General features: G+C 65.7%; 25 protein-coding genes. 15 read left to right on the top strand and 10 right to left on the bottom strand.

Going from position 1 to position 26,258, the window contains the following annotated elements:
- Window positions 1–209: 209 nt before the first annotated feature.
- Both ACFTOW_RS15750 and ACFTOW_RS15745 read left to right on the top strand, forming a co-directional pair.
- Window positions 210–803 carry a LysE/ArgO family amino acid transporter gene (locus ACFTOW_RS15750; RefSeq protein WP_379917401.1) on the top strand — a complete coding sequence of 198 codons (594 nt, stop codon included), beginning with the start codon at window positions 210–212 and terminating at the stop codon, window positions 801–803.
- Between the two features lie 40 nt (window positions 804–843).
- Entirely contained in the window at window positions 844–1,752 is a 909-nt protein-coding gene (locus tag ACFTOW_RS15745; RefSeq protein ID WP_379917400.1) for a DMT family transporter, read from the top strand.
- A 271-nt stretch (window positions 1,753–2,023) separates the two neighbouring features.
- Here the strand turns inward: ACFTOW_RS15745 and choV are convergent, their stop codons facing one another.
- The 3 genes from choV to choX all read right to left on the bottom strand — a co-directional run bounded on the left by choV (window position 2,024) and on the right by choX (window position 4,880).
- Window positions 2,024–3,049: a choline ABC transporter ATP-binding protein gene (gene choV, locus ACFTOW_RS15740; RefSeq protein WP_379917399.1), complete on the bottom strand. Its 1,026-nt coding sequence runs from the start codon at window positions 3,047–3,049 to the stop codon at window positions 2,024–2,026.
- The gene (choW, locus tag ACFTOW_RS15735; protein ID WP_379917405.1) at window positions 3,046–3,879 is read right to left on the bottom strand and encodes a choline ABC transporter permease subunit; all 834 of its coding nucleotides are present in this window, start codon (window positions 3,877–3,879) and stop codon (window positions 3,046–3,048) included. The genes choV and choW overlap by 4 nt, the downstream gene beginning before the upstream one ends.
- A 74-nt stretch (window positions 3,880–3,953) precedes the next feature.
- Window positions 3,954–4,880: a choline ABC transporter substrate-binding protein gene (gene choX, locus ACFTOW_RS15730; RefSeq protein WP_379917397.1), complete on the bottom strand. Its 927-nt coding sequence runs from the start codon at window positions 4,878–4,880 to the stop codon at window positions 3,954–3,956.
- A 91-nt stretch (window positions 4,881–4,971) separates the two neighbouring features.
- Here choX and betI point away from each other — a divergent pair, with 91 nt between their 5' ends.
- The 8 genes from betI to ACFTOW_RS15690 all read left to right on the top strand — a co-directional run bounded on the left by betI (window position 4,972) and on the right by ACFTOW_RS15690 (window position 12,563).
- On the top strand, window positions 4,972–5,556 hold the full coding sequence (betI, locus tag ACFTOW_RS15725; RefSeq protein ID WP_379917395.1) for a choline-binding transcriptional repressor BetI: 585 nt from the start codon (window positions 4,972–4,974) through the stop codon (window positions 5,554–5,556).
- Window positions 5,553–7,061 (top strand): choline-sulfatase, encoded by a 1,509-nt coding sequence (gene betC / locus ACFTOW_RS15720; RefSeq protein ID WP_379917393.1) that lies wholly within the window; start codon window positions 5,553–5,555, stop codon window positions 7,059–7,061. Before betI ends, betC begins: the two co-directional genes overlap by 4 nt.
- Before the next feature lie 4 nt (window positions 7,062–7,065).
- Complete coding sequence (locus ACFTOW_RS15715; RefSeq protein ID WP_379917391.1) at window positions 7,066–7,719, top strand: glutathione S-transferase family protein; 654 nt, start codon at window positions 7,066–7,068, stop codon at window positions 7,717–7,719.
- Window positions 7,716–9,170 carry a betaine-aldehyde dehydrogenase gene (betB, locus tag ACFTOW_RS15710; RefSeq protein WP_379917389.1) on the top strand — a complete coding sequence of 485 codons (1,455 nt, stop codon included), beginning with the start codon at window positions 7,716–7,718 and terminating at the stop codon, window positions 9,168–9,170. Before ACFTOW_RS15715 ends, betB begins: the two co-directional genes overlap by 4 nt.
- Window positions 9,170–10,828 (top strand): choline dehydrogenase, encoded by a 1,659-nt coding sequence (gene betA, locus ACFTOW_RS15705; RefSeq protein WP_379917387.1) that lies wholly within the window; start codon window positions 9,170–9,172, stop codon window positions 10,826–10,828. The genes betB and betA overlap by 1 nt, the downstream gene beginning before the upstream one ends.
- Window positions 10,829–10,902: 74 nt before the next feature.
- The gene (locus ACFTOW_RS15700; RefSeq protein ID WP_379917385.1) at window positions 10,903–11,577 is read left to right on the top strand and encodes a thermonuclease family protein; all 675 of its coding nucleotides are present in this window, start codon (window positions 10,903–10,905) and stop codon (window positions 11,575–11,577) included.
- 66 nt (window positions 11,578–11,643) lie between these two features.
- Complete coding sequence (locus ACFTOW_RS15695) at window positions 11,644–12,222, top strand: hemerythrin domain-containing protein (protein ID WP_379917383.1); 579 nt, start codon at window positions 11,644–11,646, stop codon at window positions 12,220–12,222.
- Window positions 12,223–12,323: 101 nt separating this feature from the next.
- Entirely contained in the window at window positions 12,324–12,563 is a 240-nt protein-coding gene (locus ACFTOW_RS15690; protein WP_379917381.1) for a YdcH family protein, read from the top strand.
- Between the two features lie 50 nt (window positions 12,564–12,613).
- On the opposite strand, the gene ACFTOW_RS15685 is transcribed toward ACFTOW_RS15690, so the two are convergent.
- Window positions 12,614–14,011 carry a helix-turn-helix domain-containing protein gene (locus ACFTOW_RS15685; protein WP_379917379.1) on the bottom strand — a complete coding sequence of 466 codons (1,398 nt, stop codon included), beginning with the start codon at window positions 14,009–14,011 and terminating at the stop codon, window positions 12,614–12,616.
- Window positions 14,012–14,078: 67 nt separating this feature from the next.
- The gene (locus ACFTOW_RS15680; protein ID WP_379917377.1) at window positions 14,079–14,489 is read right to left on the bottom strand and encodes a group III truncated hemoglobin; all 411 of its coding nucleotides are present in this window, start codon (window positions 14,487–14,489) and stop codon (window positions 14,079–14,081) included.
- A gap of 260 nt (window positions 14,490–14,749) precedes the next feature.
- Here ACFTOW_RS15680 and ileS point away from each other — a divergent pair, with 260 nt between their 5' ends.
- The 3 genes from ileS to ACFTOW_RS15665 all read left to right on the top strand — a co-directional run bounded on the left by ileS (window position 14,750) and on the right by ACFTOW_RS15665 (window position 18,542).
- Window positions 14,750–17,746 carry an isoleucine--tRNA ligase gene (gene ileS, locus ACFTOW_RS15675; RefSeq protein ID WP_379917375.1) on the top strand — a complete coding sequence of 999 codons (2,997 nt, stop codon included), beginning with the start codon at window positions 14,750–14,752 and terminating at the stop codon, window positions 17,744–17,746.
- A 101-nt stretch (window positions 17,747–17,847) separates the two neighbouring features.
- Complete coding sequence (locus ACFTOW_RS15670; protein ID WP_379917373.1) at window positions 17,848–18,090, top strand: DUF3253 domain-containing protein; 243 nt, start codon at window positions 17,848–17,850, stop codon at window positions 18,088–18,090.
- Between the two features lie 2 nt (window positions 18,091–18,092).
- Complete coding sequence (locus tag ACFTOW_RS15665; RefSeq protein ID WP_379917403.1) at window positions 18,093–18,542, top strand: methylated-DNA--[protein]-cysteine S-methyltransferase; 450 nt, start codon at window positions 18,093–18,095, stop codon at window positions 18,540–18,542.
- Between the two features lie 59 nt (window positions 18,543–18,601).
- On the opposite strand, the gene ACFTOW_RS15660 is transcribed toward ACFTOW_RS15665, so the two are convergent.
- From ACFTOW_RS15660 to fsa, 4 genes are all read right to left on the bottom strand, one after another.
- Complete coding sequence (locus ACFTOW_RS15660) at window positions 18,602–19,309, bottom strand: CDP-alcohol phosphatidyltransferase family protein (RefSeq protein ID WP_379917371.1); 708 nt, start codon at window positions 19,307–19,309, stop codon at window positions 18,602–18,604.
- Between the two features lies 1 nt (window position 19,310).
- Complete coding sequence (locus ACFTOW_RS15655) at window positions 19,311–20,252, bottom strand: tyrosine recombinase XerC (RefSeq protein WP_379917369.1); 942 nt, start codon at window positions 20,250–20,252, stop codon at window positions 19,311–19,313.
- On the bottom strand, window positions 20,249–20,956 hold the full coding sequence (locus ACFTOW_RS15650) for a DUF484 family protein (protein WP_379917367.1): 708 nt from the start codon (window positions 20,954–20,956) through the stop codon (window positions 20,249–20,251). The genes ACFTOW_RS15655 and ACFTOW_RS15650 overlap by 4 nt, the downstream gene beginning before the upstream one ends.
- Before the next feature lie 153 nt (window positions 20,957–21,109).
- The gene (fsa, locus tag ACFTOW_RS15645) at window positions 21,110–21,763 is read right to left on the bottom strand and encodes a fructose-6-phosphate aldolase (RefSeq protein WP_379917365.1); all 654 of its coding nucleotides are present in this window, start codon (window positions 21,761–21,763) and stop codon (window positions 21,110–21,112) included.
- A 91-nt stretch (window positions 21,764–21,854) separates the two neighbouring features.
- On the opposite strand from fsa, the gene ACFTOW_RS15640 reads away from it, so the two are divergent.
- Entirely contained in the window at window positions 21,855–24,044 is a 2,190-nt protein-coding gene (locus ACFTOW_RS15640; RefSeq protein WP_379917363.1) for a primosomal protein N', read from the top strand.
- Between the two features lie 92 nt (window positions 24,045–24,136).
- Here ACFTOW_RS15640 and ACFTOW_RS15635 read toward each other — a convergent pair whose 3' ends face one another.
- Window positions 24,137–25,201 carry a YeeE/YedE family protein gene (locus ACFTOW_RS15635; RefSeq protein ID WP_379917361.1) on the bottom strand — a complete coding sequence of 355 codons (1,065 nt, stop codon included), beginning with the start codon at window positions 25,199–25,201 and terminating at the stop codon, window positions 24,137–24,139.
- A gap of 183 nt (window positions 25,202–25,384) precedes the next feature.
- Between ACFTOW_RS15635 and ACFTOW_RS15630 the strand changes: the two genes are divergently transcribed.
- Complete coding sequence (locus ACFTOW_RS15630) at window positions 25,385–25,825, top strand: cupin domain-containing protein (protein ID WP_379917359.1); 441 nt, start codon at window positions 25,385–25,387, stop codon at window positions 25,823–25,825.
- Window positions 25,826–26,258: the final 433 nt, after the last annotated feature.

Raw genomic sequence — 26,258 nt, 5'->3', positions numbered from 1 at the left:
GTCCGCCGACGAAATCCTCGCCTCCGTCAAAAGGTTCTGCCAGAAAACACTGGCAGGAACTTCAGATTCAGGTGACTAGCTTTTTCAACTTTTTCTGCTTCTGGCCACATGGGCCGACCTATCCCGGCCTCTCAGCCCGGTTTCCCGCCAAAAGTCGGAAATTGCATCGCCCTTGTGAACAGGCTATCGCAGCGAAAAGGAGATGGGTGATGAGTGCCGCACTGGCGGGGTTTTCCCTTGGGTTTTCGCTGATCCTGGCGATCGGTGCGCAGAATGCCTTTGTGCTGCGGCAGGGTCTGCGGCGCGAGCATGTGCTGCCCATCGTTTTGACCTGCGCGATATCGGATGCCGCCCTGATCGCCGCCGGTGTCGCAGGCTTCGGCGCGCTGGCGCAGGCGCTGCCGTGGCTGGAGCCGGTGATGCGCTACGGCGGCGCGGCGTTTCTGCTGGTCTATGGCGCGCGGGCGTTTCTGGCGGCCTGGCGCGGCGGGGCGGCGATGCAGGCCGGGCCACAGGCGGGGGGGCTGCGCAGCGCGCTGCTGACCTGCCTGGCGCTGACATGGCTGAACCCGCATGTCTATCTGGACACGGTCGTTCTGCTGGGGACGATCTCGGCGCAATACCCGGCCATGCCCTTTGCCATAGGGGCGATGACGGCCAGTTTCGTGTTCTTCTTTTCGCTGGGATACGGCGCGCGGCTGCTGGCACCGCTGTTTGCACGGCCCGCCGCATGGCGGGTGCTGGATGCGTTCGTGGGCACGGTGATGTGGGCGATCGCCGCCAAACTGGTGCTGGGCGCCTGAGGGCCTTGCAGTCCGGTCGTTAACATGTGTTCATTGCGGCATGAGCGATCTTTCCCCCGCGCAACGCCCGGTTCTGGGTGTCATCTGGATGGTTGTCACCGGCATGCTGTTCGTGGGCGTGACCGCTCTTGTGAAGTATCTTGGCACCGAGATCCCGTCGCCCCAGGCGGCCTTCATCCGCTATGCGCTGGGGCTGGTATTCGTGATCCCGATGATCCGTCCGATGCTGCGGGCCCAGCTGACCCGGCGACAACTGGGCCTGTTCACCCTGCGCGGTCTGGCCCATTCGGTGGGCGTGGCGCTGTGGTTCTTTGCCATGGCGCGAATCCCGATCGCGGATGTGACGGCGATGAATTACCTGGCCCCCATCTATGTCACCATAGGGGCTGCGCTGTTTCTGGGAGAGCGTCTGGCCCTGCGCCGCATCGTCGCCGTGCTGGTGGCGCTGCTGGGGGCGCTGATCATCCTGCGGCCCGGTTTTCGCGAGGTGGGGCCCGGACACCTTGCGATGCTGTTCGCGGCGGTGGTGTTCGGGGCCTCGTATTTGCTGGCCAAGGTGCTGACGGACGAGACCAGCGCCATCGTGGTGGTCGGCATGATGTCGTTCTGGGTGACCATCGGCCTGGCCCCGATGGCGGCTGTGGTCTGGGTCACTCCCGACTGGCACACGATCATGGTGCTGTTCGGGGTCGCCGTTCTGGCCACGGCAGGACACTATACGATGACGCTGGCCTTTCGCTGCGCGCCGCTGACGGTGACCCAGCCGGTCACATTCCTGCAACTGGTCTGGGCGGTGGCCGTCGGTGCGCTGTTCTTTGGCGAGGCGGTGGACCCCTGGGTGGTGTTTGGCGGGCTGGTCATCATGGCTTCGGTCAGTTTCATCACCTGGCGCGAGGCGGTGCTAAAACGCCGCGGCGTCACCCCTGCCGCGCCCGCCACCAAGGTGTGACCTGTCAGGTGGGTCTGATCCAAAGGAGCGCTACCGCGCGCTTTTTGTTCAGATTTGGCCAAGGCGACGTGCAAAACCTGCGCTGCGCCGGACTGTGCGGTGCGGATCTTCTGCCGAGAGGCGGTTCAGGGGCAGGTCTGCCCTGAACGCGCCTGATCGAGTGTTATGTGAGTCGCGCCGCCGTCAAGGACAAGCCGCGCGATGCGCGGTGGCCTGCGGCCATCCTTGACCGCGCCCCGACTCACTGCGCCCCGACTCATGATGCGCTGCGTCAGGGGCTGCGCGGGTCCAGCAGTTTGCCAAGGATGCGGTCGCGGGTGATCTGGCCCACCAGCTTGCCGTCGCGCGTGACGCCGACGGGTGCCTCGGTGCCTTGAGCGGCCTGCATGACTGTCTGGATGCTGGCATCATCGGGCAGCGTCTGCGCCGGGCTGCCGGCGACCGGCTCCATCACGTCGCGTGCGCACAGCACCCCCAGCGGGTTCATATGCGCCACGAAATCCGCCACGTAGTCGGTTGCCGGGTTGGTGAATATCTCCTGCGGGGTGCCGCATTGCACGATCCGCCCGCCTTGCAGGATGGCGATGCGGTTGCCGATCTTGAACGCCTCGTCCAGATCGTGGGACACGAAGACGATGGTGCGCTTGCGCTGCGCCTGAAGGTCCAGCAACTCGTCCTGAAGCCGGGTTCGGATCAGCGGATCGAGGGCCGAGAACGGCTCGTCCATCAGCAGCACGGGCGCGCGGGTGGCAAAGGCGCGGGCCAGCCCCACGCGCTGCTGCATGCCGCCCGACAATTCGGCCACGCGACGATCGGCCCAGTCGGACAGGCCCACAAGGGCCAGTTCCTCGTCGGTGCGCGCCTGTCTTTCGGCGCGGGGCATGCCCGCCAGTTCCAGACCCAGCCAGACGTTTTCGCGCACGCTGCGCCAGGGCAGCAGGCCGAATTGCTGGAACACCATCGCCACGGTCTGTTGCCGCAACCGGCGCAGGGTGGCGGGATTGGCCCCGGTCACGTTCACGCGGCCCTGCTCGCTGGCCAGTTCGACATGGCCGCGCACCACCGGGTTCAGCCCGTTGACGGCCCGCAGCAGCGTGGATTTGCCCGATCCGGACAGGCCCATCAGCACGAGGATCTCGCCCGCGTCCACCTCGAGGCTGCACTCATGCACGCCCAGAACCTGTCCGGTCTCGCGCTGCACTTCCTCGCGGCTGGCCCCCTGATCCATCAGCGGCAGCGCGCTGGCAGGCTTGTCGCCGAACACGATCGAGACGTTGTGAAAGCTGACCGCGCTCATTTCGTGCGCCCCTTCAACAGGCGGTCCAGCAGGATGGCCAGCACCACGATGACAAACCCGGATTCAAACCCCAGCGAGGTGTCCACCCGGTTCAGCGCGCGCACCACCGGCACGCCCAGCCCGTCGGCCCCGACAAGGGCGGCGATCACCACCATCGACAGCGACAGCATGATGGTCTGGTTCAGCCCCGCCATGATCTGCGGCAGCGCATAGGGCAGCTCGACCTTCCACAGGGTCTGGCGCGGCGTGGCGCCGAATGCCTGCGCCGCCTCAAGCAGCGGTTGCGGCGTGGCGGTGATGCCCAGATGGGTCAGGCGGATCGGGGCGGGCAGCACGAAGATCACCGTGGCGATCAGGCCGGGCACCATGCCGATGCCGAAAAACACGATCGCGGGGATCAGATAGACAAAGGCCGGCAGGGTCTGCATCAGATCCAGAACCGGCCGCATCCAGCCATAAAGCCGGGGCCGGTGCGCGGCGGCGATGCCGATGGGCACACCCAGCCCCATGCAGACCACGCAGGCCGACAGCACAAGCGTCAGCGACTCCGTGGTTTCCTCCCAGTAGCCCTGATTGATGATGAACAGGAATCCCGCGATCAGCAGGGCAGGGGCCTGCCAGCGGCGTTGCAGCGCCCAGGCCAGAACCGCCAGAACCGCCACCACCAGCAGCGGATGCGGCGTTTGCAGCACCCACAGGATGGCCTCGATCAGCGTCTCCAGCGCATCCGACAGGGCATCGAAAACGCCCGCAAAATCCCGTTGCAGCCAGTCGAACAGGTTGGCGGCCCAGCGGCCCACGGGGATGGGGTTGCCCTCGATCCATCCCATCAGGCTGTTTTCGGCCATCACAGCCCCCTTTTTGGTGCGGTGCGGCGCAGGCCCGTACCTGCGCCGCGACCCGGTTACAGACCCAGCGCCGCCTTGACAGCCGTCATCGCGTCACCGCCGTCGCGGGTGGTCACGCCGTCCAGCCAGCCGTCCAGCATGTCGGGGTTTTCCTTCAGCCATGCCTCGGCGGCCGCGTCCGGGTCTTGCCCGTCATCCAGGATCGCGCCCATGATCTGGTTTTCCATCTCGAGCGTGAATTCCAGGTTCTGCAACAGCTTGCCCACGTTGGGACATTCCTCGACATAGCCGGCGCGCGTGTTGGTCAGCACCGTGGCACCCCCCAGATCGGGGCCGAACCAGTCATCACCGCCGGTCAGATAGGTCAGGTCGTAGCGCGCATTCATCGGGTGCGGTTCCCACGCCAGAAAGACCACCGGCTCGTCGCGGCTGTCGGCGCGGCCGACCTGCGCCAGCATGCCCTGTTCGCTGCTTTCGCGCACACGAAAGCCCGACAGGCCAAAGGCATCGGCCTCGATCATGTCGATGATCAGGCGGTTGCCGTCATTGCCCGGCTCGATGCCATAGATGGTCTCGTCCAGCGCCTCGGCCTGCTCGGCGATGTCGGCAAAATCCGCAATGCCCAGTGCGGCGCCCGCGGCATTTGTCGCCAGCGTGTATTTCGCACCGGTCAGGTTGGTGCGCACCGTGTCGACGGTGCCCGCCTCGCGGTAGGGGGCAATGTCGGCCTCCATCGTGGGCATCCAGTTGCCCAGGAACACGTCGATATCGCCCGCCGCCATCGAGGTATAGGTGACCGGCACCGACAGAACTTTGGTATCGGTCTCGTATCCCAGCGCCTCAAGCACCGTGGTGGTGGTCGCCGTGGTGGCGGTGATGTCGGTCCAGCCGACATCGGAAAACCGCACCGTGTCACATTGCGCCCAGGCTGCGGGGGCGGCGGCCATCAGGGCCAACGCGGAAATTGTGGTTCGCATGGTCATCATGATATCTCCCATTGTTTCGGCTTTTATTGATTGACGAGTCAATTAAAAACCATTTATCCGGGTAAAGGTCAACTTGGGGGTCAAGATCATGCCCAAGCTCGGGATGGAGCCTATACGCCGCGACGCATTGGTGAAAGCCACGATTGCCGAGATCGGTGCCACCGGCACGCTGGACGTCAGCGTGGCGCAGATCGCGCGCCGTGCGGGCATGTCCAGTGCGCTGGCGCATCACTATTTCGGCGGGAAAGAGGATATGCTGCTGGCCGCCATGCGTCACACCATGGGCGTCTATGCCGCCGAGGTACGCGGCGCGCTGGCCATGGTGCAGGGGCCGGACCAGCGGGTGCAGGCCATCGTGCGCGCGTCCTTCAGCCCGCGCAACTTTCGCGCCGACACGGTGGCGGCGTGGATGAATTTTTACGTTCTGGCCCGTCGCGCGCCGCAGGCGCAGCGCCTGCTGACGATCTATCAGCGCCGTCTGCGCGCCAACCTGACCCACGCGTTGCGCCCTCTGATCGGGCAGCGCGCTGCCAGCGCCGCCGACCGGATCGCCGCGCTGATCGACGGGGTCTACCTGCAACAAAGCCTTGGCCGCGACGCGCCTGACGGGGCGCAGGCGACGGCGCAGGTGCTGGGCTATCTCGACCTTGAACTGGAAAGGGCGCACCCATGACGCATCCCAATATCCTGATCATCATGGTGGATCAGCTGAACGGCACGCTGTTTCCCGATGGCCCCGCCGACTGGCTGCACGCGCCCAACCTCAAACGGCTGGCGGCGCGATCCACGCGGTTCGCCAATGCCTATACCGCCAGTCCGCTGTGCGCGCCGGGGCGGGCGGCCTTCATGTCCGGGCAGCTGCCCAGCCAGAACGGGGTTTATGACAACGCGGCGGAGTTTGCATCCAGCATCCCGACCTATGCGCATCACCTGCGCCGTGCCGGGTATTACACCTGCCTGTCGGGAAAGATGCATTTCGTCGGCCCCGATCAACTGCACGGGTTCGAGGATCGCCTGACCACCGACATCTACCCGGCCGATTTCGGCTGGACGCCCGACTACCGCAAACCCGGAGAGCGGATCGACTGGTGGTATCACAACATGGGCAGCGTCACGGGCGCCGGCGTGGCCGAGATCAGCAACCAGATGGAATATGACGACGAGGTCGCGTTCCACGCGGTGCAAAAGGTCTATGACCTGGCCCGTGGCAAGGACGATCGCCCCTGGTGCCTGACCGTCAGTTTCACCCATCCGCATGATCCGTATGTGGCGCGCCGCAAGTACTGGGATCTGTACGACGATTGCGCGCACCTGGCCCCGACCGTGCCCGCGATGGCCTATGACGATCACGATCCGCACAGCCAGCGCATCTTCGACGCCAACGACTGGCGCAGCTATACCATCACCGACGATCACATCGCCCGCGCGCGCCGCGCCTATTTCGCCAACATCAGCTATCTCGACGACAAGATCGGCGAGGTTCTGCAAACCCTCGAGGATACGCGACAAGAGGCGATCGTGGTCTTTGTCAGCGACCACGGCGACATGCTGGGCGAGCGCGGGCTGTGGTTCAAGATGTCGTTCTATGATGGCTCTGCCCGCGTGCCGCTGATGATCGCGGCCCCCGACATGACACCGGGGCGGGTGGCCGATCCGGTCAGCACGATCGACCTGTGCCCGACGCTGTGCGATCTGGCGGGCGTGGGCATGGATGCGGTGATGCCCTGGACCACGGGCGAGACACTGAAACCCCTGCAGCAGGGCGCTGCCCGCCGCAGCCCCGTGGCGATGGAATACGCCGCCGAGGCCAGCTATTCCCCGCTGATCGCCCTGCGGCAGGGGCGCTGGAAATACACCAATTGCGCGCTCGACCCCGAGCAACTGTTCGATCTGGAGGCTGATCCCAACGAACTGACCGATCTGGCCGAAGACCCCGCCCATGCCGACACGCTGGAACAATTCCGCATCATGGCCGCCGCGCGCTGGGACCTTGAAGCGTTCGATGCCGATGTGCGGCAAAGCCAGGCCCGCCGCTGGGTGGTGTACGAGGCGCTGCGGCAGGGCGGCTATTACCCGTGGGATTATCAACCGCTGCAAAAGGCGTCGGAACGCTACATGCGCAACCACATGGACCTGAACACGCTGGAGGAAAGCCAACGCTTTCCGCGAGGGGAATGACCGGATGATCACCGTTTACGGCAGGGCGACCTCGTCCAACGTGCAGATCGTGATGTGGACACTGGCCGAACTGGGGCTGGCGCATGAACGCCTGGATTACGGCGATGTGCACGGCGGCACCGACACGCCCGCGTATCGCGCGATGAACCCGATGGGGCTGGTGCCCGCGCTGCGCGATGGCGATGTGGCGCTGTTCGAAAGCGCAGCCATCCACCGCTACCTGTGCGCGCGCTATGGCGCGGCCCCGTTCTGGCCCGAAGATCCCGCGCGGCGCGGCCCGCTGGATGCCTGGGCCGAATGGATCAAGACCGCCTTCATGCCCACCCTGCTGACCGGGCTGTTCTATCCGTTGGTGCGCGCCGATCCGGCGCTGCTGACGCCTGCGAAACTGGTCGAGGGCGAGGCCGCGATTGCCCCGCTGGCCACCCTGCTGGATGCCCGTCTGGGGCAGGGGCCGTGGCTGGCGGGTGACGCGTTCACCTTTGCCGACATCCTGACCGGACACGGGCTGTATCGCTACTTCGAGATGCCTTTCACCCGGCCCGACCTGCCGAACCTTGCCGCCTATTACGCGCGCCTGCGCGCCCGTCCGGCCTATGCGCAGCATGTCTGCGTGTCATACGAGCCGCTGCGCTTCAGACCAAAGGAAACGCCATGAACGTGCAACCCATCGCCAGCCATTTCATCGACGGCCAGTATGTCGAGGACACGGCAGGCATCCCCTTGCCGGTGATCTATCCGGCAACGGGCGAAACCATCGCCACGCTGCACTGCGCCACCCCCGCCATCGTCGATCGCGCGCTGGCCGCCGCCGCCCGTGCGCAGGTCGCATGGGCCGCGATGACCGGAACCGAAAGGGGCCGCATCCTGCGCCGCGCCGCCGACATCATGCGGGACCGCAATCACGACCTGTCGGTGCTGGAAACCATGGACACCGGCAAGCCCTATCAGGAAACCAGCGTTGCCGACGCCACCAGCGGGGCCGACGCGCTGGAGTATTTCGGGGGGCTGGCAGGCAGCCTGACCGGCGAGCATATCCCGCTGCCGGGCGGTGACTGGGCCTATACCATCCGCGAACCGCTGGGCGTCTGCGTGGGCATAGGCGCGTGGAATTACCCCACGCAGATCGCCTGCTGGAAAACCGCGCCCGCGCTGGCCTGCGGCAATGCGATGGTGTTCAAACCCTCGGAAACCACGCCGCTCTGCGCGTTGAAAGTGGCCGAGATCCTGACCGAAGCGGGCGCACCGCCGGGCCTGATCAACGTGGTGCAGGGCGCGGGCGAGGTGGGCGCGCAACTGGTGACGGATGCGCGCGTGGCCAAGGTCTCGCTCACCGGCTCGGTGCCGACGGGCAAGAAGGTCTATGCCGCCGCCGCCGAAGGCATGAAACACGTCACGATGGAGCTGGGCGGCAAATCGCCCCTGATCGTCTTTGACGATGCCGATCTGGACGATGCCGTGGGCGGGGCGATCCTTGGCAACTTCTATTCCAGTGGCCAGGTCTGCTCCAACGGCACGCGGGTGTTCGTGCAACGCGGTATCCTCGAGGCGTTTCTACAGCGGCTGACCGAACGCCTGCAGACCGCCGTCATCGGCGATCCGATGGACCCTGAGACCAACTTTGGCCCGATGGTCAGCGAGGCGCAGCTTCGCATCGCGCTCGACTACATCGCCAAGGGAGTGGACGAGGGCGCGCGGCTGGTCACCGGCGGCATGCGCATCGATAAGCCCGGCGCATGGATCACCCCCGCGGTGTTTGCCGATGTCACCGACGACATGGCGATCGCGCGTGAGGAAATCTTTGGCCCCGTGATGTGTGTTCTGGATTTCGACACCGAGGACGAGGCCCTGACCCGCGCCAATGCCACCGAATTCGGGCTGGCGGCAGGCGTGTTCACCTGCGATCTGGCGCGCGCGCATCGCGTGGCCGCCGGGTTTCAGGCCGGCACCTGCTATATCAACAGCTACAATGACGCGCCGGTTGAAATGCCCTTTGGCGGATCGAAACTCTCGGGCGTGGGCCGCGAAAACTCCAAGGCCGCGATCGAACACTACAGCCAGCTCAAATCCGTCTACGTCCGCATGGGCCGGGTCGAGGCCCCGTTCTGATGCAGGCCGAATACGTTATCGTCGGCGCGGGCAGCGCCGGGTGTGCCATGGCGTATCGGCTGGCACAGGCGGGCCGCAGCGTCATCGTGATCGAGCATGGCGGCTCTGACTGGGGGCCGCTGATCAACATGCCCGGCGCGCTGTCCTACCCGATGAACATGACGCGCTATGACTGGGGCTATCAGACCGAGCCCGAGCCGCATCTGGGCGGGCGTCGCCTGGCCTGTCCGCGCGGCAAGGTGGTGGGCGGATCGTCCAGCATCAATGGCATGATCTATGTGCGCGGCCATGCGCGCGACTATGACCATTGGCGCGATCAGGGCGCGGATGGCTGGGGCTATGCCGATGTGCTGCCCTATTTCAAGCGGATGGAACACTGGCACGATGGCGGCCATGGCGGCGACCCAAGCTGGCGCGGCACCGATGGCCCGCTGCATGTGACGCGCGGGCGGCGCGACAACCCGCTGGTCAAGGCCTTCGTGCAGGCCGGGGTGCAGGCCGGATACCCCGAAACCGGCGACTATAACGGGCATCAGCAAGAGGGGTTTGGCCCCTATGACATGACGGTCTGGCAGGGGCGGCGCTGGTCTGCGGCGCAGGCCTATCTGAAACCCGCGCTCAAGCTGCCGAACTGCACCATGGTGCGCGCGCTGGCTCACCGCGTGGTGATCACCGATGGCCGCGCCATCGGGGTCGAGGTCTCGCGGGGCGGGCGCACCGAGGTGATCGAGGCGCAGGCCGAGGTGATCCTTGCAGCCTCGTCCATCAACACGCCGAAACTGCTGATGCTGTCCGGCATCGGCCCCGCCGGGCATCTGGCCGCGCATGGCGTGCCCGTCGTGGCCGACCGCGCGGGCGTGGGCCAGAACCTGCAGGATCATCTGGAGCTGTATATCCAGATGGCCGCCAGCCAGCCGATCAGCCTGTACAAGCACTGGAACCCGTTCGGCAAGGCCTGGGTCGGCCTGCAATGGCTTCTGGCCAAGGCCGGGCCGGGGGCGTCGAACCAGTTCGAAAGTGCCGGCTTCATCCGCAGCCGCGCGGGCGTGGACTATCCCGACATCCAGTATCATTTCCTGCCCATCGCCGTGCGCTATGACGGGCAGGTCGCCGCCGAAGGCCACGGGTTTCAGGCCCATGTCGGCCCGATGCGGTCCGTCTCGCGCGGGGCGGTCACCCTGCGCAGCGCCGATCCCGCCGACGCGCCGAAGATCCAGTTCAACTACATGAGCGATGACAGCGACTGGCACGATTTCCGCCAGTGCATCCGCCTGACCCGCGAGGTTTTCGCGCAGGACGCCTTCAAACCTTACGTGAAACACGAGATTCAACCGGGTGAGGCCGCGCAATCGGATGCGGCGTTGAACGATTTCATCCGCGAGCATGTCGAAAGCGCCTATCACCCCTGCGGCACCTGCCGGATGGGCCGGGCGGATGATCCGGGTGCGGTGGTCGATTCGCAGGCGCGGGTGATCGGAGTTTCGGGGCTGCGCGTGGCCGACAGCTCGATCTTTCCGCGCATCACCAACGGCAACCTGAACGCGCCGTCGATTCTGGTGGGCGAAAAGGTCAGCGATCACATTCTGGGCCGCGATCCCCTGCCGCCCGAGAACGTGCAACCGTGGATGCACCCCGACTGGCAGGGCGCGCAGCGGTAGTTCCGTTAACACATTCTTAACCTTTCTTAACAAACCCGGTTGATTTCGCGCTGGCCTGCGCGGAAGTTAACGAAATGTTAAGAATTTGTGCCGCATTTGTTCTGGCCCTGGCCAGCTTCGCCACACCCGCGCTTGCCGTCCCTGCGGGGGTGGCACGGGTGATAGATGGCGACACGATCAAGGTGGATGGGGTCACCGTGCGCCTGCACGGGATCGACGCGCCCGAGAACGACCAGTTCTGCGGAGGCAATGGTGCGCCGCCCTGGTCTTGCGGGCTATGGGTCACTGACCAGTTGAGCACGCTACTCGATGGACGGCGCGTGACCTGTCAGCAGGTCGATACCGACCGATATGGCCGCACGGTGGCGAAATGCTTTGTGGGTGAGCAGGACATCGGCCAGCAGTTGGTGCGCGACGGTCTGGCCTTTGCCTATCGCAGGTACAGTTGGGATTACGATCTGGACGAAAAGACCGCGGCGGTGAACGGGCGGGGCCTGCATGGGTCGGGCATCCAGTCACCGGCGGATTTCAGGGCCGCGGGCCGGGCCGCGCAGGGGGCCACGCACCTGGCCAACGCGCCGCAGGGCTGCCCGATCAAGGGCAACATCTCGAAGGACGGCAAGCGCATCTATCACATGCCGGGCCAGCAATGGTACGACAGGACGCGCATCGACACCTCCAAGGGCGAACGCTGGTTCTGTTCCGAGGCCGAGGCGCGTCGCGCCGGCTGGCGGCGCGCCAAACGCTGAACACCGCACAAGTGCTGTGCAATCTGGCCGGATGGCGTCGCACGCGGCGTCGTTTATATGTAGCCCATGGAAAACGATCTGACCCTTGCCACCCGAACCGGCCTGCCCGAGCATCTGCGCGTTCTGGCCGACAAGTATCCGCGCGAAATCTGGCGCGGGCATGCGAATTTCAACGAGTTGACGGCCTTCTGGCTGGACCGGCACCTGATGTTCCGGCAGGTGCTGGACAAGCTGATCACCGACACGCAGGGGTTTCTGGATGACAAGGCGGGCCAGCGCTACGGCCCCGAGCTCAGCCGCTACACCGGGTTTTTCCTGCAACAACTGCACGGCCACCACGGGATCGAGGACGATCATTACTTCCCGCAGTTCAAGCCACTGGATTCGCGGGTCTCAGGCGCGTTCGAGCTGCTGGATCACGATCACCACGCGCTGGACGGTCATCTGCACGCGCTGGCCGAGGATACAAATGCGCTGCTGCGTGCGCTGCAATCAGGGCAGGGCGGAAAATATGTGGGACGCGATCAGGCTGGTGTCCTGCTGGCGCGGCACGAAGGGTTCAAGCGGTTTCTGAACCGCCACCTGACCGACGAGGAAGAGGTGATCGTGCCACTGGTGCTGGAATACGGGGCAGACATGGCCTGAGTGCCGCGAAAATCATCGCCCGGCTTGATCCGTATCAAGGCTGGCGCGCTGCGCCCCTGCGTATCGTGTGACCTGACACGACAACAGGAAGGAAACTGCGCATGTCCCACACCCCGCACGAACTGCTCGAGGAATTTCCCGAACACGCCGACAAGATCAGCGCGCTGAAAACCTCGGACGCGCATTTCGCCCGTCTGGCCGAGGAATACCACGAGATCAATCGCGCCGTGCACCGCGCCGAAACCGATGTGCAACCCACCGACGATCTGCACATGGCCGAGATGCGCAAGCAGCGTGCGGCCCTGAAGGACGAGATCTACAGGATGCTGACAGCAGCCTGACCCGAGCGATATTCAGTTTGCGGGCGGCCCTTGACGGTGCCGCCCGCAACTCACTCCACCCGATAGGGCAGCACGCCGCGTTCGTTGGTGTCGATGCTCAGCCGCCGTTCCAGCGGCGGGACCGAGCGTTGATGGCATTGCGCGCGCTCGCAGATGCGGCAGGAAATCCCGATCGGTTCGAACGCGCGCGGGTTGGTCAGGTCCAGATCGTCGGCATAGACCAGCGCCGCGCCGTGGCGCACCTCGCATCCCAGCGCGATGGCATAGCGACGGGTGGGTGCACCGAACGATCCGCCCGGCTTGCTGACATCGCGGGCCAGGTTGATGTATCGCACCCCGTCGGGCGTTTCGGCAAGTTGTCGCAAGAACCGCCCCGGCGTCTCAAACGCCCGGTGCACGTTCCACAGCGGACAGGCCCCGCCGAACCGCGCGAATTGCAGGCGCGTGGCGCTGTGCCGCTTAGTGATCGTGCCCGCCTGATCCACCCGGACAAAAAAGAACGGTATCCCCTTGGCTCCGGGCCGCTGCAACGTGGACAGCCGGTGCGCCACCTGCTCGATCGAGGCCGAGAACCGCGTCGCCAGCCGCTCCAGATCGTGCCGGTCGCTCTGGGCCGCCTCCAGAAACCTTGTATAGGGCATCAGGGCGGCCCCGGCGAAATAATTGGCCAGCCCGATCTTGGCAATCGACCGCGCCTCGTCGCTGCGAAACCGCGCGAAATCCAGCGTCGCCTCCAGCAGCTTGTCCTGCTGCACCAGCGCGATCTGCAACAGCATCTGGAAGGTCTGGGTCTCTGGCGCCGCGCGGTTCGACAGGGTCAGCGCGCGGGTTTCGGGATCGAACCGCCGCAGCCGGTCGCTGTCGGCCACCCGCAGGGTGATCCCCGCACGTTCCAGCATCTCGGGCGCATAGGCGCGCATGGGGCGGCCCTGCGCCTGCGCCGCGGCATGTTCGGCGGCGCGGTCCACGGCGTCGATGTAATTGTCGCAGTAGTGAAAGAAATCGCGCACCTCGTCCCAGGGGCTGGGTTGCAGGCGTGATTCCTCGCGCCCCAGCGCCTCGTCCAGACTGGCCAGCCGTTCATGCGTCTGCCGGTAGGCGCGATGCAGGTCGATGAAGGCGCGCGCCAGCGCGGGCGCGTTCGAGGCGGTCAGCCGCAGATCGGCCATCGGCGGCGGGCTGTCGCCAAACACCGGATCGGCCATCGCCTCGCGCATGTCGCTGACAAGCCGCTCGCTGTCGCCGGTGGCCAGTTCGGTCACGTCAAAGCCGAACTCCTGCGCCAGCGCCAGTATCACGGTGGTGCTGACGGGGCGGTTGTTGTTCTCCATCTGGTTGAGATAGGGCAGCGACACACCCAGCTTGGCGGCGAAATCCTTTTGCGTCAGCGACAGGCGCTGCCGGGTCTCGCGCAGCTTGGCCCCGGCATAGAGTTTCTTGACAGACATCCGGCCCCCGGCTTTGCAGATTTGCGATTGCGGCATGGTGCCTTTGCAAATCTGCCCTGTCCAGAGGTCAGCGCAGGATCGGCACGCCGCCCGGCCCCTGCTGCATCCGTTCCACCACGCCTGCGCGCAAAGTGCGCCCGATGCGGTGGGCCAGCGCGCTCCAGGCGGCGGCCTTGTGCGCGTCCAGCTCGGCCCGCAGCACCATGTCGAACAGGCCCAGCCAGGCGTCGAACATGCCGGGGCGCACGTTTCCGGCCTCCTTGTGCGTGCGCATCACGTTGCCGCCATAGCCAGTGGTGTGCAGGATCGAGGTTTTCCAGAACTCCGTCACCAATGCCTCATGCGCGGGCCAGTCCTCGACATGGGCGGCAAAGACCGGCGCCAGCCCGGGATGATCGCGCACATGGGCATAGAACCGCGCGACAACGCGGGCAATCTCGTCCTCGGATATGTCGAAACGCGGGGGCAGGGCGGTCATGGTGGCTCCTATCGCCCCTTTCATGCCACAGCGGCGCGGGGATGCAACAGGCGGCATCGCGTCCCATCTTGCACGGGTCTGCCCCCTCTGGACGCTTGGACGCGCCCGGCCTATAACCCGCGCCATGATGCACACCATGGCCATAGTCATTCGAATTACATGCCCGGCGCCCTGACATGATCAGGTCGCCGGGAAAATGGCGCATGGCCTGCCGCGCCGCCCCACCCATACCGCAGATCTGACCCAGAGGACGCCCGGACATGTGCGCCGAAACGCCCGACTACAAAGCCACGCTGAACCTGCCAAAAACCGATTTTCCGATGCGCGCGGGCCTGCCCACGCGCGAGCCCGAGTGGCTGGACCGCTGGGCCCGCATCGGCATCTATGACCGCCTGCGCGACAAGGCCAAGGACGGCCCGCGCACGCCCTTCACCCTGCATGACGGCCCGCCCTATGCCAACGGCCACCTGCATATCGGCCACGCGCTGAACAAGACGATCAAGGACATGATCGTGCGCAGCCACCAGATGATGGGCCGCGACGCGCGCTATGTGCCGGGCTGGGATTGCCACGGCCTGCCGATCGAATGGAAGATCGAGGAACAGTACCGCGCCAAGGGTCTGGACAAGGATGACGTGCCGCTTGTCGATTTCCGGCAGGAATGCCGCCGCTTTGCCGAGGGCTGGATCGACATCCAGCGCGACGAATTCCAGCGGCTTGGCATCACCGGCAACTGGGCCGATCCATACCTGACGATGGATTTCCACGCCGAGCGCGTGATCGCCGAGGAGTTCATGAAGTTCGTGATGAACGGCGCGCTGTATCAGGGCTCGAAACCCGTGATGTGGTCGCCGGTGGAAAAGACGGCACTGGCCGAGGCGGAGGTGGAATATCACGACCGCCAGACCGATGCGATCTGGGTCAAGTTCCCTGTAGCAGGCGTTTCAGAGGCTCGCGCAGAGCATGTTAATCAGCTTGCGAAAAAGATGTATCCTGAGTCTGACCAAGACGCCGAGCCTGATGCGTTAGCTTCTGCTGGACTATTGGGGCGTGCGGCCGTTTTGATCTGGACCACGACACCTTGGACCATTCCTCAGAACCGGGCCATCTGTTTTGGCTCGGACATCGGCTACGGGCTATACGAGGTCACGGGCACGCCGGACGAATGCTGGGCCAGTGTCGGCGAACGTTATGTCATCGCCGACGCGCTGGCCGAAACCGCCTTTGCGCGCGCCCGGCTTGAGTACGGCATGGTGCGTCGCCTTCGCGATGTGTCTGCGTCCGAGCTGTCGGCGCTGGTCTGTCACCATCCTTTTCATGGTGCCGCAGACGCGCAAGGCGAATGGGACTACCCCGTGCCCCTCTACCCCGGCGATCACGTCACCGACGATGCCGGCACCGGGTTCGTGCACACCGCCCCCAGCCACGGCGATGACGACTACCAGATCGGGCGCGACCACGGGTTGGAGATGACCTTCAACATCATGGATGACAGCAGCTTCCGCGCCGATCTGCCGTTCTTTGGCGGGCAGCGGATCTATGACGACAAGGGCAAGTCCGGCGGTGCCAACAAGGCGGTGATCGACAAGCTGGTGCAGGTGGGCGCGTTGCTGGCCCGCCAGCGCATCACGATCTCGGATGCGCACAGCTGGCGTTCCAAGGCGCCGGTGATCCGCCTGAACCGCCCGCAATGGTTTGCCGCGATCGACCGCGACCTGAACGACGGGCAGGACACCTATGGCACCACGATCCGCAGCCGCGCGCTGACCTCGATCGACAGTCTGGTGAAATGGACGCCGCAAAGCGGGCGCAACCGCCTGTATTCCATGATCGAGGCCCGGCCTGACTGGGTGCTGTCGCGCCAGCGCGCCTGGGGTGTGCCGCTGACCTGTTTCACGAAGCGTGGCACAAAGCCCTCTGATCCCGATTTCCTGCTGCGCGATCCGGCCGTGAACGCCCGCATCGCCGCCGCATTCGAGGCCGAAGGCGCGGATGCCTGGTATCAGGACGGCGCCAAGGCGCGGTTCCTTGCGCCAGACTACAACCCCGATGACTGGGAGCAGGTGTTCGACATTCTCGATGTGTGGTTCGACTCTGGCTCGACCCACGCCTTTGTTCTGCGCGACCGGGCCGATGGCACGGCGGACGGCATCGCAGATGTCTACATGGAAGGCACCGACCAGCATCGCGGTTGGTTCCATTCCTCGCTGTTGCAGGCTTGCGGGACGCTGGGCCGCGCACCCTATCGCAACGTGGTCACGCATGGGTTTACCCTTGATGAAAAGGGCAACAAGATGTCCAAGTCGCTGGGCAACACCATCGCGCCTGACGACGTGGTGAAACAATACGGGGCTGATATCCTGCGGCTCTGGGTGGCGCAGACCGACTATACCGCCGACCAGCGGATCGGGCCCGAGATCCTCAAAGGCGTGGCGGATGGCTATCGCCGCCTGCGCAACACACTACGCTTCATGCTGGGCGCGCTGGGGCATTATTCCGAAGTCGATCGGATGAACCCTGCCGACATGCCCGAGCTGGAGCAATGGGTGCTGCACCGTCTGGCCGAACTGGATGATCAGGTGCGCGCGGGCTATGCCTCGTTCGATTTTCAGGGCGTGTACCAGCAGTTGTTCAACTTCTGCACGGTGGACCTGTCGGCGTTCTACTTCGACATCCGCAAGGACGCGCTTTATTGCGATGGCGACACCGACCGTGCCCGCGCGGCCCGCTGTGTGATGGACCTGCTGTTTCACCGGCTGACAACGTGGCTTGCCCCGATCCTGCCCTTCACGACCGAGGATGTCTGGCTGTCGCGCTTTCCCGGTGAGGGCAGCAGCGTGCACCTGCGCGACATGCCCGATACGCCCGCCAAGTGGCGCAACGAGGCGCTGGCGGAAAAATGGGCGATGGTCCGCCGCGCCCGGCGCGTGGTGACCGCCGCACTCGAGGTGCAGCGCACCGCCAAGGTCATCGGTGCCAGCCTCGAGGCCGCCCCGCTGGTGCATGTGACCGATGCCGATATGCTGGCCGCGCTGAAAACCGTCGCGTTCGAGGATATCTGCATCACCTCCGACATCACCCTGACCGCCGATCCCGCCCCGGCAGACGCGTTCCGCATGCCCGAGATCGAAGGCATCGGCGTGACCTTCGCCAAGGCAGAGGGCCAGAAGTGTCAGCGCTGCTGGAAAATCCTGCCCGACGTGGGCCAGCACGCCCATCCCGAAACCTGCGGGCGGTGCAGCGCGGCGCTTGGCTGAGCCTGTGTTTCCTCTCTCTGGAAATATCCTCGGGGGGTGAATTGGCCGCAAGGCCAAGAGGGGGGCAGACAGCCCCCCTTTTTCACGCCATCATCGCGGGCATGACGCCTGATGACGAAGAGATTGCGGCCTGCCTGATGGCGCTGGCCCGCGCGCGTGGCGCGGATAAATCGTTTTGTCCGTCCGAGGTTGCCCGCCGTCTCGCCTCCGACTGGCGGCCCCTGATGCCGCGCGTGCGGGCGGTGGCGGCGACCCTGCCGCTGCTGGCCACGCAAAAGGGGCGGCCCGTCGATCCGCACACCGCGCACGGCCCGATCCGGTTGCGGTTGGGGCCGGACGCATGACAATGGAACGAACCGTCGATACGCCCGTGGGTGCGGTGACGATCACGCAAAACGAGGGCGCGATCACGGCGTTGCGCTGGGGTGGTGCGGGTTGCGACGACAGTCCGCTGCTGCATCGGGCCGCCGCGCAATTGGATCAGTATTTCAAAGGCCTGCGGCACGTCTTTGATCTGCCTTTGCAGGTCGAGGCCAGCGCCGCACAGGCCCGCATCTGTGCCGCCATCGCCGCCATCCCGCATGGCGAAACCCGCACCTATGGCGATCTGGCCCGTGAACTGGGCCTGCCCGCGCAGGCCGTGGGGCGTGGCTGCGGCGGTAACCCGATCCCGATCTTCATCCCCTGCCACCGCGTGCTGGGCGCGCAGGGCTTGGGCGGATTCTCGGGGGGTGCAGGGGTGGAAACCAAGGTCTGGCTGCTGCGCCACGAGGGTGCAGGCGCGTTGCTGATCTGACTGTCGGCCCCCGGTTATCCACAGGCAAGCGTCGAATCCTTGTCGAAACCTGACAATGCTCAGACCTTATCCCCAGCCCCGCGCTGCGGCACCACCTGCTGCACGATCCCCACCAGTGTCAGGTAGACGCTGGTGACCACAAGGCCCCAATGCGCCCAGCTTTCGGGGTGAAAATCGACCCAGGCGGCCCAGCCGGCAAAAAAGGTCCAGGCCAGCGCCACCGGCAACGACACCGTGCGCCAGCGTTCGGTGCGCACCGGGTGGATGAACTTCAGCGGCAGGAACATTGCCACCGACAGGGCCGCCACCAACCCCAGGATGACATAGAAGTTGGGGTGCAGCGCAAACAGCACGATCACCAGCATGTTCCAGCAGGCGGGAAAGCCGGAAAAGGAATTGTCCTTTGATTTCATTCGTGTATCGGCAAAATACACGACGCTGGCAAAGGTGATGATGATGATCGCGATCCATCCCGCCCAACCCGGCAACAGGTCGGATTTGAACAATGCATAGGCCGGGATGAACACATAGGTCAGATAATCGATGATCAGGTCCATCAGCACGCCGTCAAACTCGGCCGCGTTGGATTTCACGTCATAGCGGCGCGCCAGCGGCCCGTCGATGCCATCCACCGCAAAGGCCACGACCAGCCACAGAAACATCAGGCTCCACTTTTCATCGACCGCCGCCAGCAGCGCCAGCATGGCAAAGACCGCGCCTGTCGCTGTCAGAAGATGAACCGATAACGCCTTGAATCGCAGTGACAAATCAACCTGCCTTTCGGGGTGTGGCGGCCCGTGGATGGGTCGCGTCATAGACCTGCAGCAGCCGGGCGGTATCGACGCCCGTGTAGGCCTGCGTGGTGGACAGCGAGGCATGGCCCAGCAGTTCCTGAATGGCCCGCAAGTCCCCGCCCGAGTTCAGCAAATGCGTGGCAAAGCTGTGTCGCAGCGCGTGCGGCGTGGCCGTTGCGGGCAGGCCCAGTTGCATCCGTGCGGCTTCCATCACCTTCTGGATTGCGCGCGGGTTCAGCGCCCCACCGCGCACACCGCGAAACAGCGGTGCATTTTCCGTTTTATCGAAAGGGCATAGCGCCACATATTCATCTACTGCATGAACTGCTGCGGGCAGTACCGGCACCACGCGTTCCTTGCCACCCTTGCCGCGAATGATCAGCCGGTCGGCCAGCGGCGCATCGCGCCCGGTCAGCGACAGCGCCTCGGAAATCCGCAGGCCCAGCCCATAAAGCAGCGTCACAACCGCCACGTCGCGCGCCGCGACCCAAGGCGCGCTGGCCTGCAACTCCACCCGCGCCAGCATGTCGCGCGCCGCATCCTCGGCCAGCGGACGGGGCAGTTTCTTTTGAAACTTCGGCGAGCGGGTGGCCAGAACGGCGGTGGGTTCGAACCCCTCGCGCTCGGCGAGCCAGCGGTAAAAGCTCTTGACCGCCGACAGCTTGCGCGCCAACGACCGCGCGCCCAGATCGGGGCCGCGCGTGGCGGCCATCCAGGCCCGCATGTCGGACACGGTGATCCGCGCCAGCGCGCCCAGCCCCTGCGTGTCGCCCTTGTGCAGGGTGATAAAGGACAGAAAATCCATCACGTCGCGGCGATAGGCGGTGAGGGTGTTCTCCGACGCACCGTTCAGCGCCTTGGTGCGCTCCAGCCACTCGGCCAGCGCATCGCGGGCGGCGGGCGAGATCAGGCTCATGACAGCCAGCGGCGCATCGCCCGTTCGAAAACGCCTGCGAAAAATGTCAGCAAATCAGTGCCCTGCGCGGGCGAGAACTGATGCGGGTCCTCGACCCCCATCACCAGCATGCCGGGCAGACGACCGCGACCGAAATCCAGCCGCAGACAGGCCTCGGAGCGGATCCAGCCCGCCGCCTCGCCATAGATAGTCTCGCTGCCCTCTTCCATCTGGCGCAGCGTGACCTGCCGTGGCGGGCTGCCGCGCCCACCGGTCAGGTAGTCGTCGATGAACCCCGGTTCGGCCACGCAAAGCACATCGCCCAGCCGGTGCACCGCCGGATCGGTGTCAGATTGCAGCGATTCCAGCACCAGCTTCATCACGTCCACGCGCAGGGTCTCGGCCACCTCGCCGCCCAGATCGCGCAGGAAGGTCTCGAAATCCACCGGGTCAAGCATGCGAAGGATGGCGCGGTGCACCTGATTGGTGCCCGCCAGATTCTCATAGGCGGCGGCGATCACGCTGCGATGGGTGTCTTCCAGACGGCCCAGCCGCGCCTCAAGCCGGTCCATGGCGATCCCGCGCAGATCGACGACATTGCCGCCCATCGCGCGCTCATTCGCCGCGACCAGCGCACGCATCAGGTCGGTATCTTCCAGGATCACATCGGGCTGCGACATGATCCGGTCACGCAAGGTGTCTTCTATCCTGGGCTTGGTGGTCATGCTCGCCTCGGTCTTGTTTTGCCCGTGTATAGCAGGCGGGGGCGCAGGTTTCTGCATGTTTTTTCCCGAGATTCGGGAATTGTCCGCCGGATGTCAACGCACAAGGCCCGCCTGCGCGGCGGGCCTTGGGAAAATCGTGCAGCGATACAAGGATCAGACGATCTTGATGCCCGCGCTTTCGGCGTCTTTCAGGAACTGCGCCAGCCCGGCATCGGTCAGCGGATGCTGGGCCAGTTTGTGGATCACCTCGGGCGGGGCGGTCATCACGTCGGCGCCGATGCGGGCGGCCTCGGTCACGTGGTTCACGGTGCGGATCGACGCGGCCAGGATTTCCGTCTCGTAGCCGTAGTTGTCATAGATCTGGCGGATATCGGCGATCAGCTGCATGCCATCAAGGTTGATGTCGTCCAGCCGCCCGATGAAGGGGCTGATGAAGGTCGCCCCCGCCTTGGCCGCCAGCAGCGCCTGATTGGCGGAAAAGCACAGCGTCACGTTGATCATGTGCCCCTCGGCCGACAGGGTCTTGCAGGCCTTCAGCCCGTCCCATGTCAGCGGCAGCTTGATGGCGATGTTCTCGGCAATGGCGGCCAGCTTGCGGCCCTCGGCGATCATCGCCTCGGCTTCGGTCGCGACAACCTCGGCCGAGACCGGACCATCGACCATGGCGGCGATTTCCTTGGTCACTTCCAGAATGTCGCGGCCTGATTTCTTGATCAGCGAGGGGTTGGTGGTCACGCCATCCACGATCCCCAGCGCGTTCAGCTCGGCGATGGCGGCGGTGTCGGCGGTGTCGACGAAAAATTTCATTCGGGCCTCCTGCGGGCGGTGGGCTTGCTCTGGCCCGCGTTTACCCCATAGACCTGAGGCCCGAAACCCCAATCTGGCGAGGCATGGGCGCGTGCGCGATTTCTTTCATCCCGGTGAGCTGGTCGCGGTGCTGACGGCGCAGCCGCTGGACCGCCTGCTGGATTACCGTGCGCCCGAAGGCGGCTGTTTCCCCGGTGCCTTTGTCGAGGTGCCGCTGGGCCCGCGCCGGGTGCTGGGCGTGGTCTGGGGGCCGGGCAAGGGCGATTATGACCTGTCCAGGATCCGCGGCGTCACCCGCGTTCTGGATGCCCCGCCGATGCGCGAGGAGATGCAGGAATTCCTGACCCGCGCCGGGGCCTATACCCTGACACCGATGACCCAGATGCTGCGGCTGGCCACCCGCGCGCCGGGCCTGGGCGACACGCCTGCCATGCGCCGGGTCTACCGGCTGGGGCAAGGGGCACCCGACCGGATGACCGATGCGCGCGCCCGCGTGCTCGAGGTGCTGCGCGATTATGCCGGGCTGTCGTTCACGCAACGCGAACTGGCCGAACAGGCGGGCGTCACCCCGTCGGTGATCAAGGGGCTGGTGAAACAGGGTGCCGTGGTGGAGGAGGACAGCCCCCGCGACCTGCCGTTCCCGCCGCTGGACCCTGACCATGGCGGCAAGACCCTGACGCCCGCGCAGGCGCAGGGGGCCGATCAGCTGCGCGCGCGGATCACGGCGGGCGGTTATGGCACGACGCTGCTGCGCGGCGTCACCGGCTCGGGCAAGACCGAGGTGTATCTCGAGGCGGTGGCGGAATGCCTGCGCCGGGGGCGTCAGGCGCTGGTGTTGCTGCCGGAAATCGCGCTGACGCAGGAATTCGTGGCACGGGTGCAGGCGCGGTTCGGCGCGCGCCCGGCGGAATGGCACTCGGGCGTCACGATGACCGACCGTCGCCGGATCTGGAAGATGGTGGCGCAGGGCGGGGCCGAACTGGTGGTCGGCGCGCGCTCGGCCCTGTTCCTGCCCTACCGCGACCTGGGGCTGATCGTGGTGGATGAGGAACACGACAACTCCTACAAGCAGGAAGAGGGCGTGCTGTATAACGCCCGCGACATGGCCGTGCTGCGCGCCGCGATCTGTGGCGCGCAGGTGGTGCTGGCCTCGGCCACGCCCAGCCTCGAAAGCTGGGCCAACGCCGAAAGCGGCAAGTATGACAAGCTGGTGCTGGAGGACCGTTTCGGCGACAGCGTGCTGCCCGACATGCGTGCGATCGACATGCGGGCCGAAAAGCTGCCGGGCGACAGGTGGGTTTCACCCACCCTACAAGCCGCCGTAAGGGCGCGCATCGCGGCGGGCGAACAGGCGCTGTTGTTCATCAACCGGCGTGGCTATGCCCCGGTCACGATCTGCCGCGCCTGCGGGCATCAGATCGGGTGCGACCAGTGCGACGCGCGCATGGTCGAGCATCGCTTTCTCAAGCGCCTTGTCTGCCACCAGTGCGGCGAAACCAAGCCGATGCCCGAAGCCTGCCCGGCGTGCCATGCCGAAGGCCGGCTGGCCCCCGTCGGCCCCGGTGTCGAGCGGTTGAGCGAAGAGGCGCAGGCGCTGTTTCCCGATGCGCGGGTAGCCACGCTGTCATCGGACATGTTCGCCAGTGCGCGCGCGCTGAAAGAACAGATCGCGGCGATCGCCGCGGGCGAGGCGGATATCATCATCGGCACGCAACTGGTGGCCAAGGGGCATAATTTTCCGTTGCTGACGCTGGTTGGGGTGATCGACGCTGATCTGGGCCTGCAAGGCTCGGACTTGCGGGCGGCGGAACGCACGTTCCAATTGATGCGGCAGGTCGCGGGGCGGGCCGGGCGGGCCGAGCGGCGCGGCGTGGCGATGTTGCAGACGTTTCAGCCCGAGCACCCGGTGATCCGCGCCATTCTGGCCGGCGACGAGGAAGGCTTCTGGCGGGCCGAGGCGGCCGAGCGCGCGCAGGCCGGCGTACCGCCCTATGGCCGGATGGCGGGCATCATCATCTCGTCGCCCGATGCGCAGGTGGCGTTCGACATCGGCACCCACCTGGCGCGCGCGGATGGTCCGTTGCGACGGATCGGCGCGCAGGTCTATGGCCCGGCCCCGGCCCCCATCGCCCGCATCCGGGGGCGGCATCGCGTGCGCCTGCTGGTCAAGGCCGACAAGGGCGTGGCCCTGCAATCGGCTCTGGCGGCATGGGTGGCGCAGGTGCGCCTGCCCGCGCAGGCCCGGCTGGCGGTGGACATCGACCCGCAGAGCTTTTTCTGAAGGCGCGGAGCCGGGGGCCAGCCCCCGGACCCCCGGGATATTTTCAGAGAGAGGAAACGGCAGGGGAATCTTTGGGGGCAGGCGATAGGGCGTCAGGCAGCGGCGCGCGCGCCCGCGCGTTGATCCACCAGCACATCGGTGATCATGGCGCCGATCCACATGCAGAACAGCGCCAGCCAGGCCGTGCCCGCAAAGACCGATCCGCCGGTCACGCCCGCACCGATGGCGCAGCCGCCCGCCAGCATTGCGCCGAACCCCATCAGCACCGCGCCCGTCATCGACCGGCGCATGTTGGATTCGTCGGCAAAGCCCTCGAATTTGAACTCGCCCGCCAGCATGGCCGACACCATCGAGCCGATCACGACGCCGGGCACCAGCCCGACCGAGAAGGACAGCGCCTCGTTCCGGTCGAGAAAGAACATCAGCGTATGGGCCGAAGGGCCCGAGAAGGTCACGCTTTCGACCGTGACCGGATCGAAGGCCATCTGGCTGAGGGTGAACGTGGCGACCCAGCCCACCGCCACGGCAAAGCCCACGCCGGCACCGAACACCAGCCGGGTGGCGGAAATCCGGTTCTTCCACGACAGCACCAGCGCCAGCACGGCGAATACCACGCCGACGGCGAACCCGCCCCAGTCGGGCAGGCCCAGCGTGGCCAGCAGGTCGAGGTTGCGCCCGCCGCTGGTGGTCCAGAGGGCGGCCAGATCGTTGCGCGTGTCCGACAGGATGCCCGACAGGCTCATCTGGGCCACCACGGCGAAAATGAGCCCCGAGACGACCGACCGCAGGTTGCCCGTGGCCGCCAGCACCAGCAACCGCCCCGAGCAACCGCGCGCCAGCACCATGCCCACACCAAACACAAGCCCGCCGATGATCGCGCCCGACCAGCTGCCCGGCACGGCCATCTGTCGGCCCTCGGCGGCATTGAACAGCCCCAGCAGCTGTGCGCCCTGCACCCAGACCACGGCAGTGGAAAAGGTCAGGAACCACACCGCCACCTTGTCGCCCATCTGGCCTCGGGCGAACTGCACCGTGGCAGCGCGCAGGCAGAACCGCGACCGCTGGGCCGAGACGCCGAAGATCACCCCGGTCAGAATGCCAAGCAGGGCGGCGGTGGGGGCTTCTCCGATCCATTCGACGAGGGCAAGCAGATCCATGGCGCGTCTCCGATCCGGTTTTTTTGAATTGCGCTTGTATGTCCCAAGCGGACGCCCTGCGCCTTGATTCAGATCATGTGGTTTGAAAACGGCTTCGGCGTGGTCGCTTTCGGAGCGGACGCCGGGGGCGCGTATTCGTTACACGCGAACCATCGACCACGGCGTGTTGCAGGGAGGTGCGCCATGACAGAGCATTTGGGCGAGATGCAGGCGCAGGCCCTTGCCATGATGGCGCTGGCGGCCATGCCGGTGGCCGTGGATGCCGAGGTGATCGCGCTGGAAGGGGGCGAAGATCCGGCTTTTGGCACGGTCCGCTGGCGCACGCTGTTTTGCGCGGACAAGACGCAGACCCAAGGCATGGTACTGGGCGTGGCCGAGTTCGGCCCGTCGGGCACGCTGCTGCCTCATCGCCACGGTGCCGCCGAGATCTATTTTGGCCTGACCGGCGCGGGCACGGTGACAATCGACGGCACAGCCCATCGCCTGACCCCGGGCGTGGCGCTGTACATCCCCGGTGAGGCGCAACACGATACAGTGGCCGGGCCGGACGGCTTGCGCTTCCTCTATGTCTTTCCCCGAGACCGGTTTTCCGAGATCGACTACCGCTTCACAGCCGAAGGGTAGGGCAGGGGCGAGCCACCGGGATGACTGTCGGGGTCAGCCGGTGTCGTGGTGGTGTCAGGGTGTGGTGGGTTGGCACCCACCCTACGGGGCGTGCCGATGGGTGCGTGCCGTGTGTCGGCGGCTTTCCAAGGTGCACTGCCCGATGCGTAGGGTGGGTGCCAACCCACCTTCCCCCGCTGAAAATTGACCTGCGCGACTTTATAGGCCAAGGCTGCGCCCTGCGCATTCGGTGTGCATGCGATGTGCATGGCCCGTGCATCGGCATTCAGTCAAAGAACCAAGGCGCTACCCGGGGCGCAGGCGGGCGGCGCAACCGCCCTCTCGCCAAGTCGGGAAAAACGGCGTAAAGCGATTAGGGCCTGTTGACGTTCATCTGAGGCGAATAACGGTCGCTGCGAGGGCTATGAAGGCTGAGAAACTGCTGTCTGTCTTG

Origin of the sequence: Lacimonas salitolerans (assembly GCF_042677865.1) — a bacterium.
Classification (GTDB): Bacteria; Pseudomonadota; Alphaproteobacteria; order Rhodobacterales; family Rhodobacteraceae; genus Lutimaribacter; species Lutimaribacter salitolerans.
The sequence above is the reverse complement of the archived record's forward strand: the minus strand, read 5'-3'. Positions and strand labels throughout refer to the sequence as shown.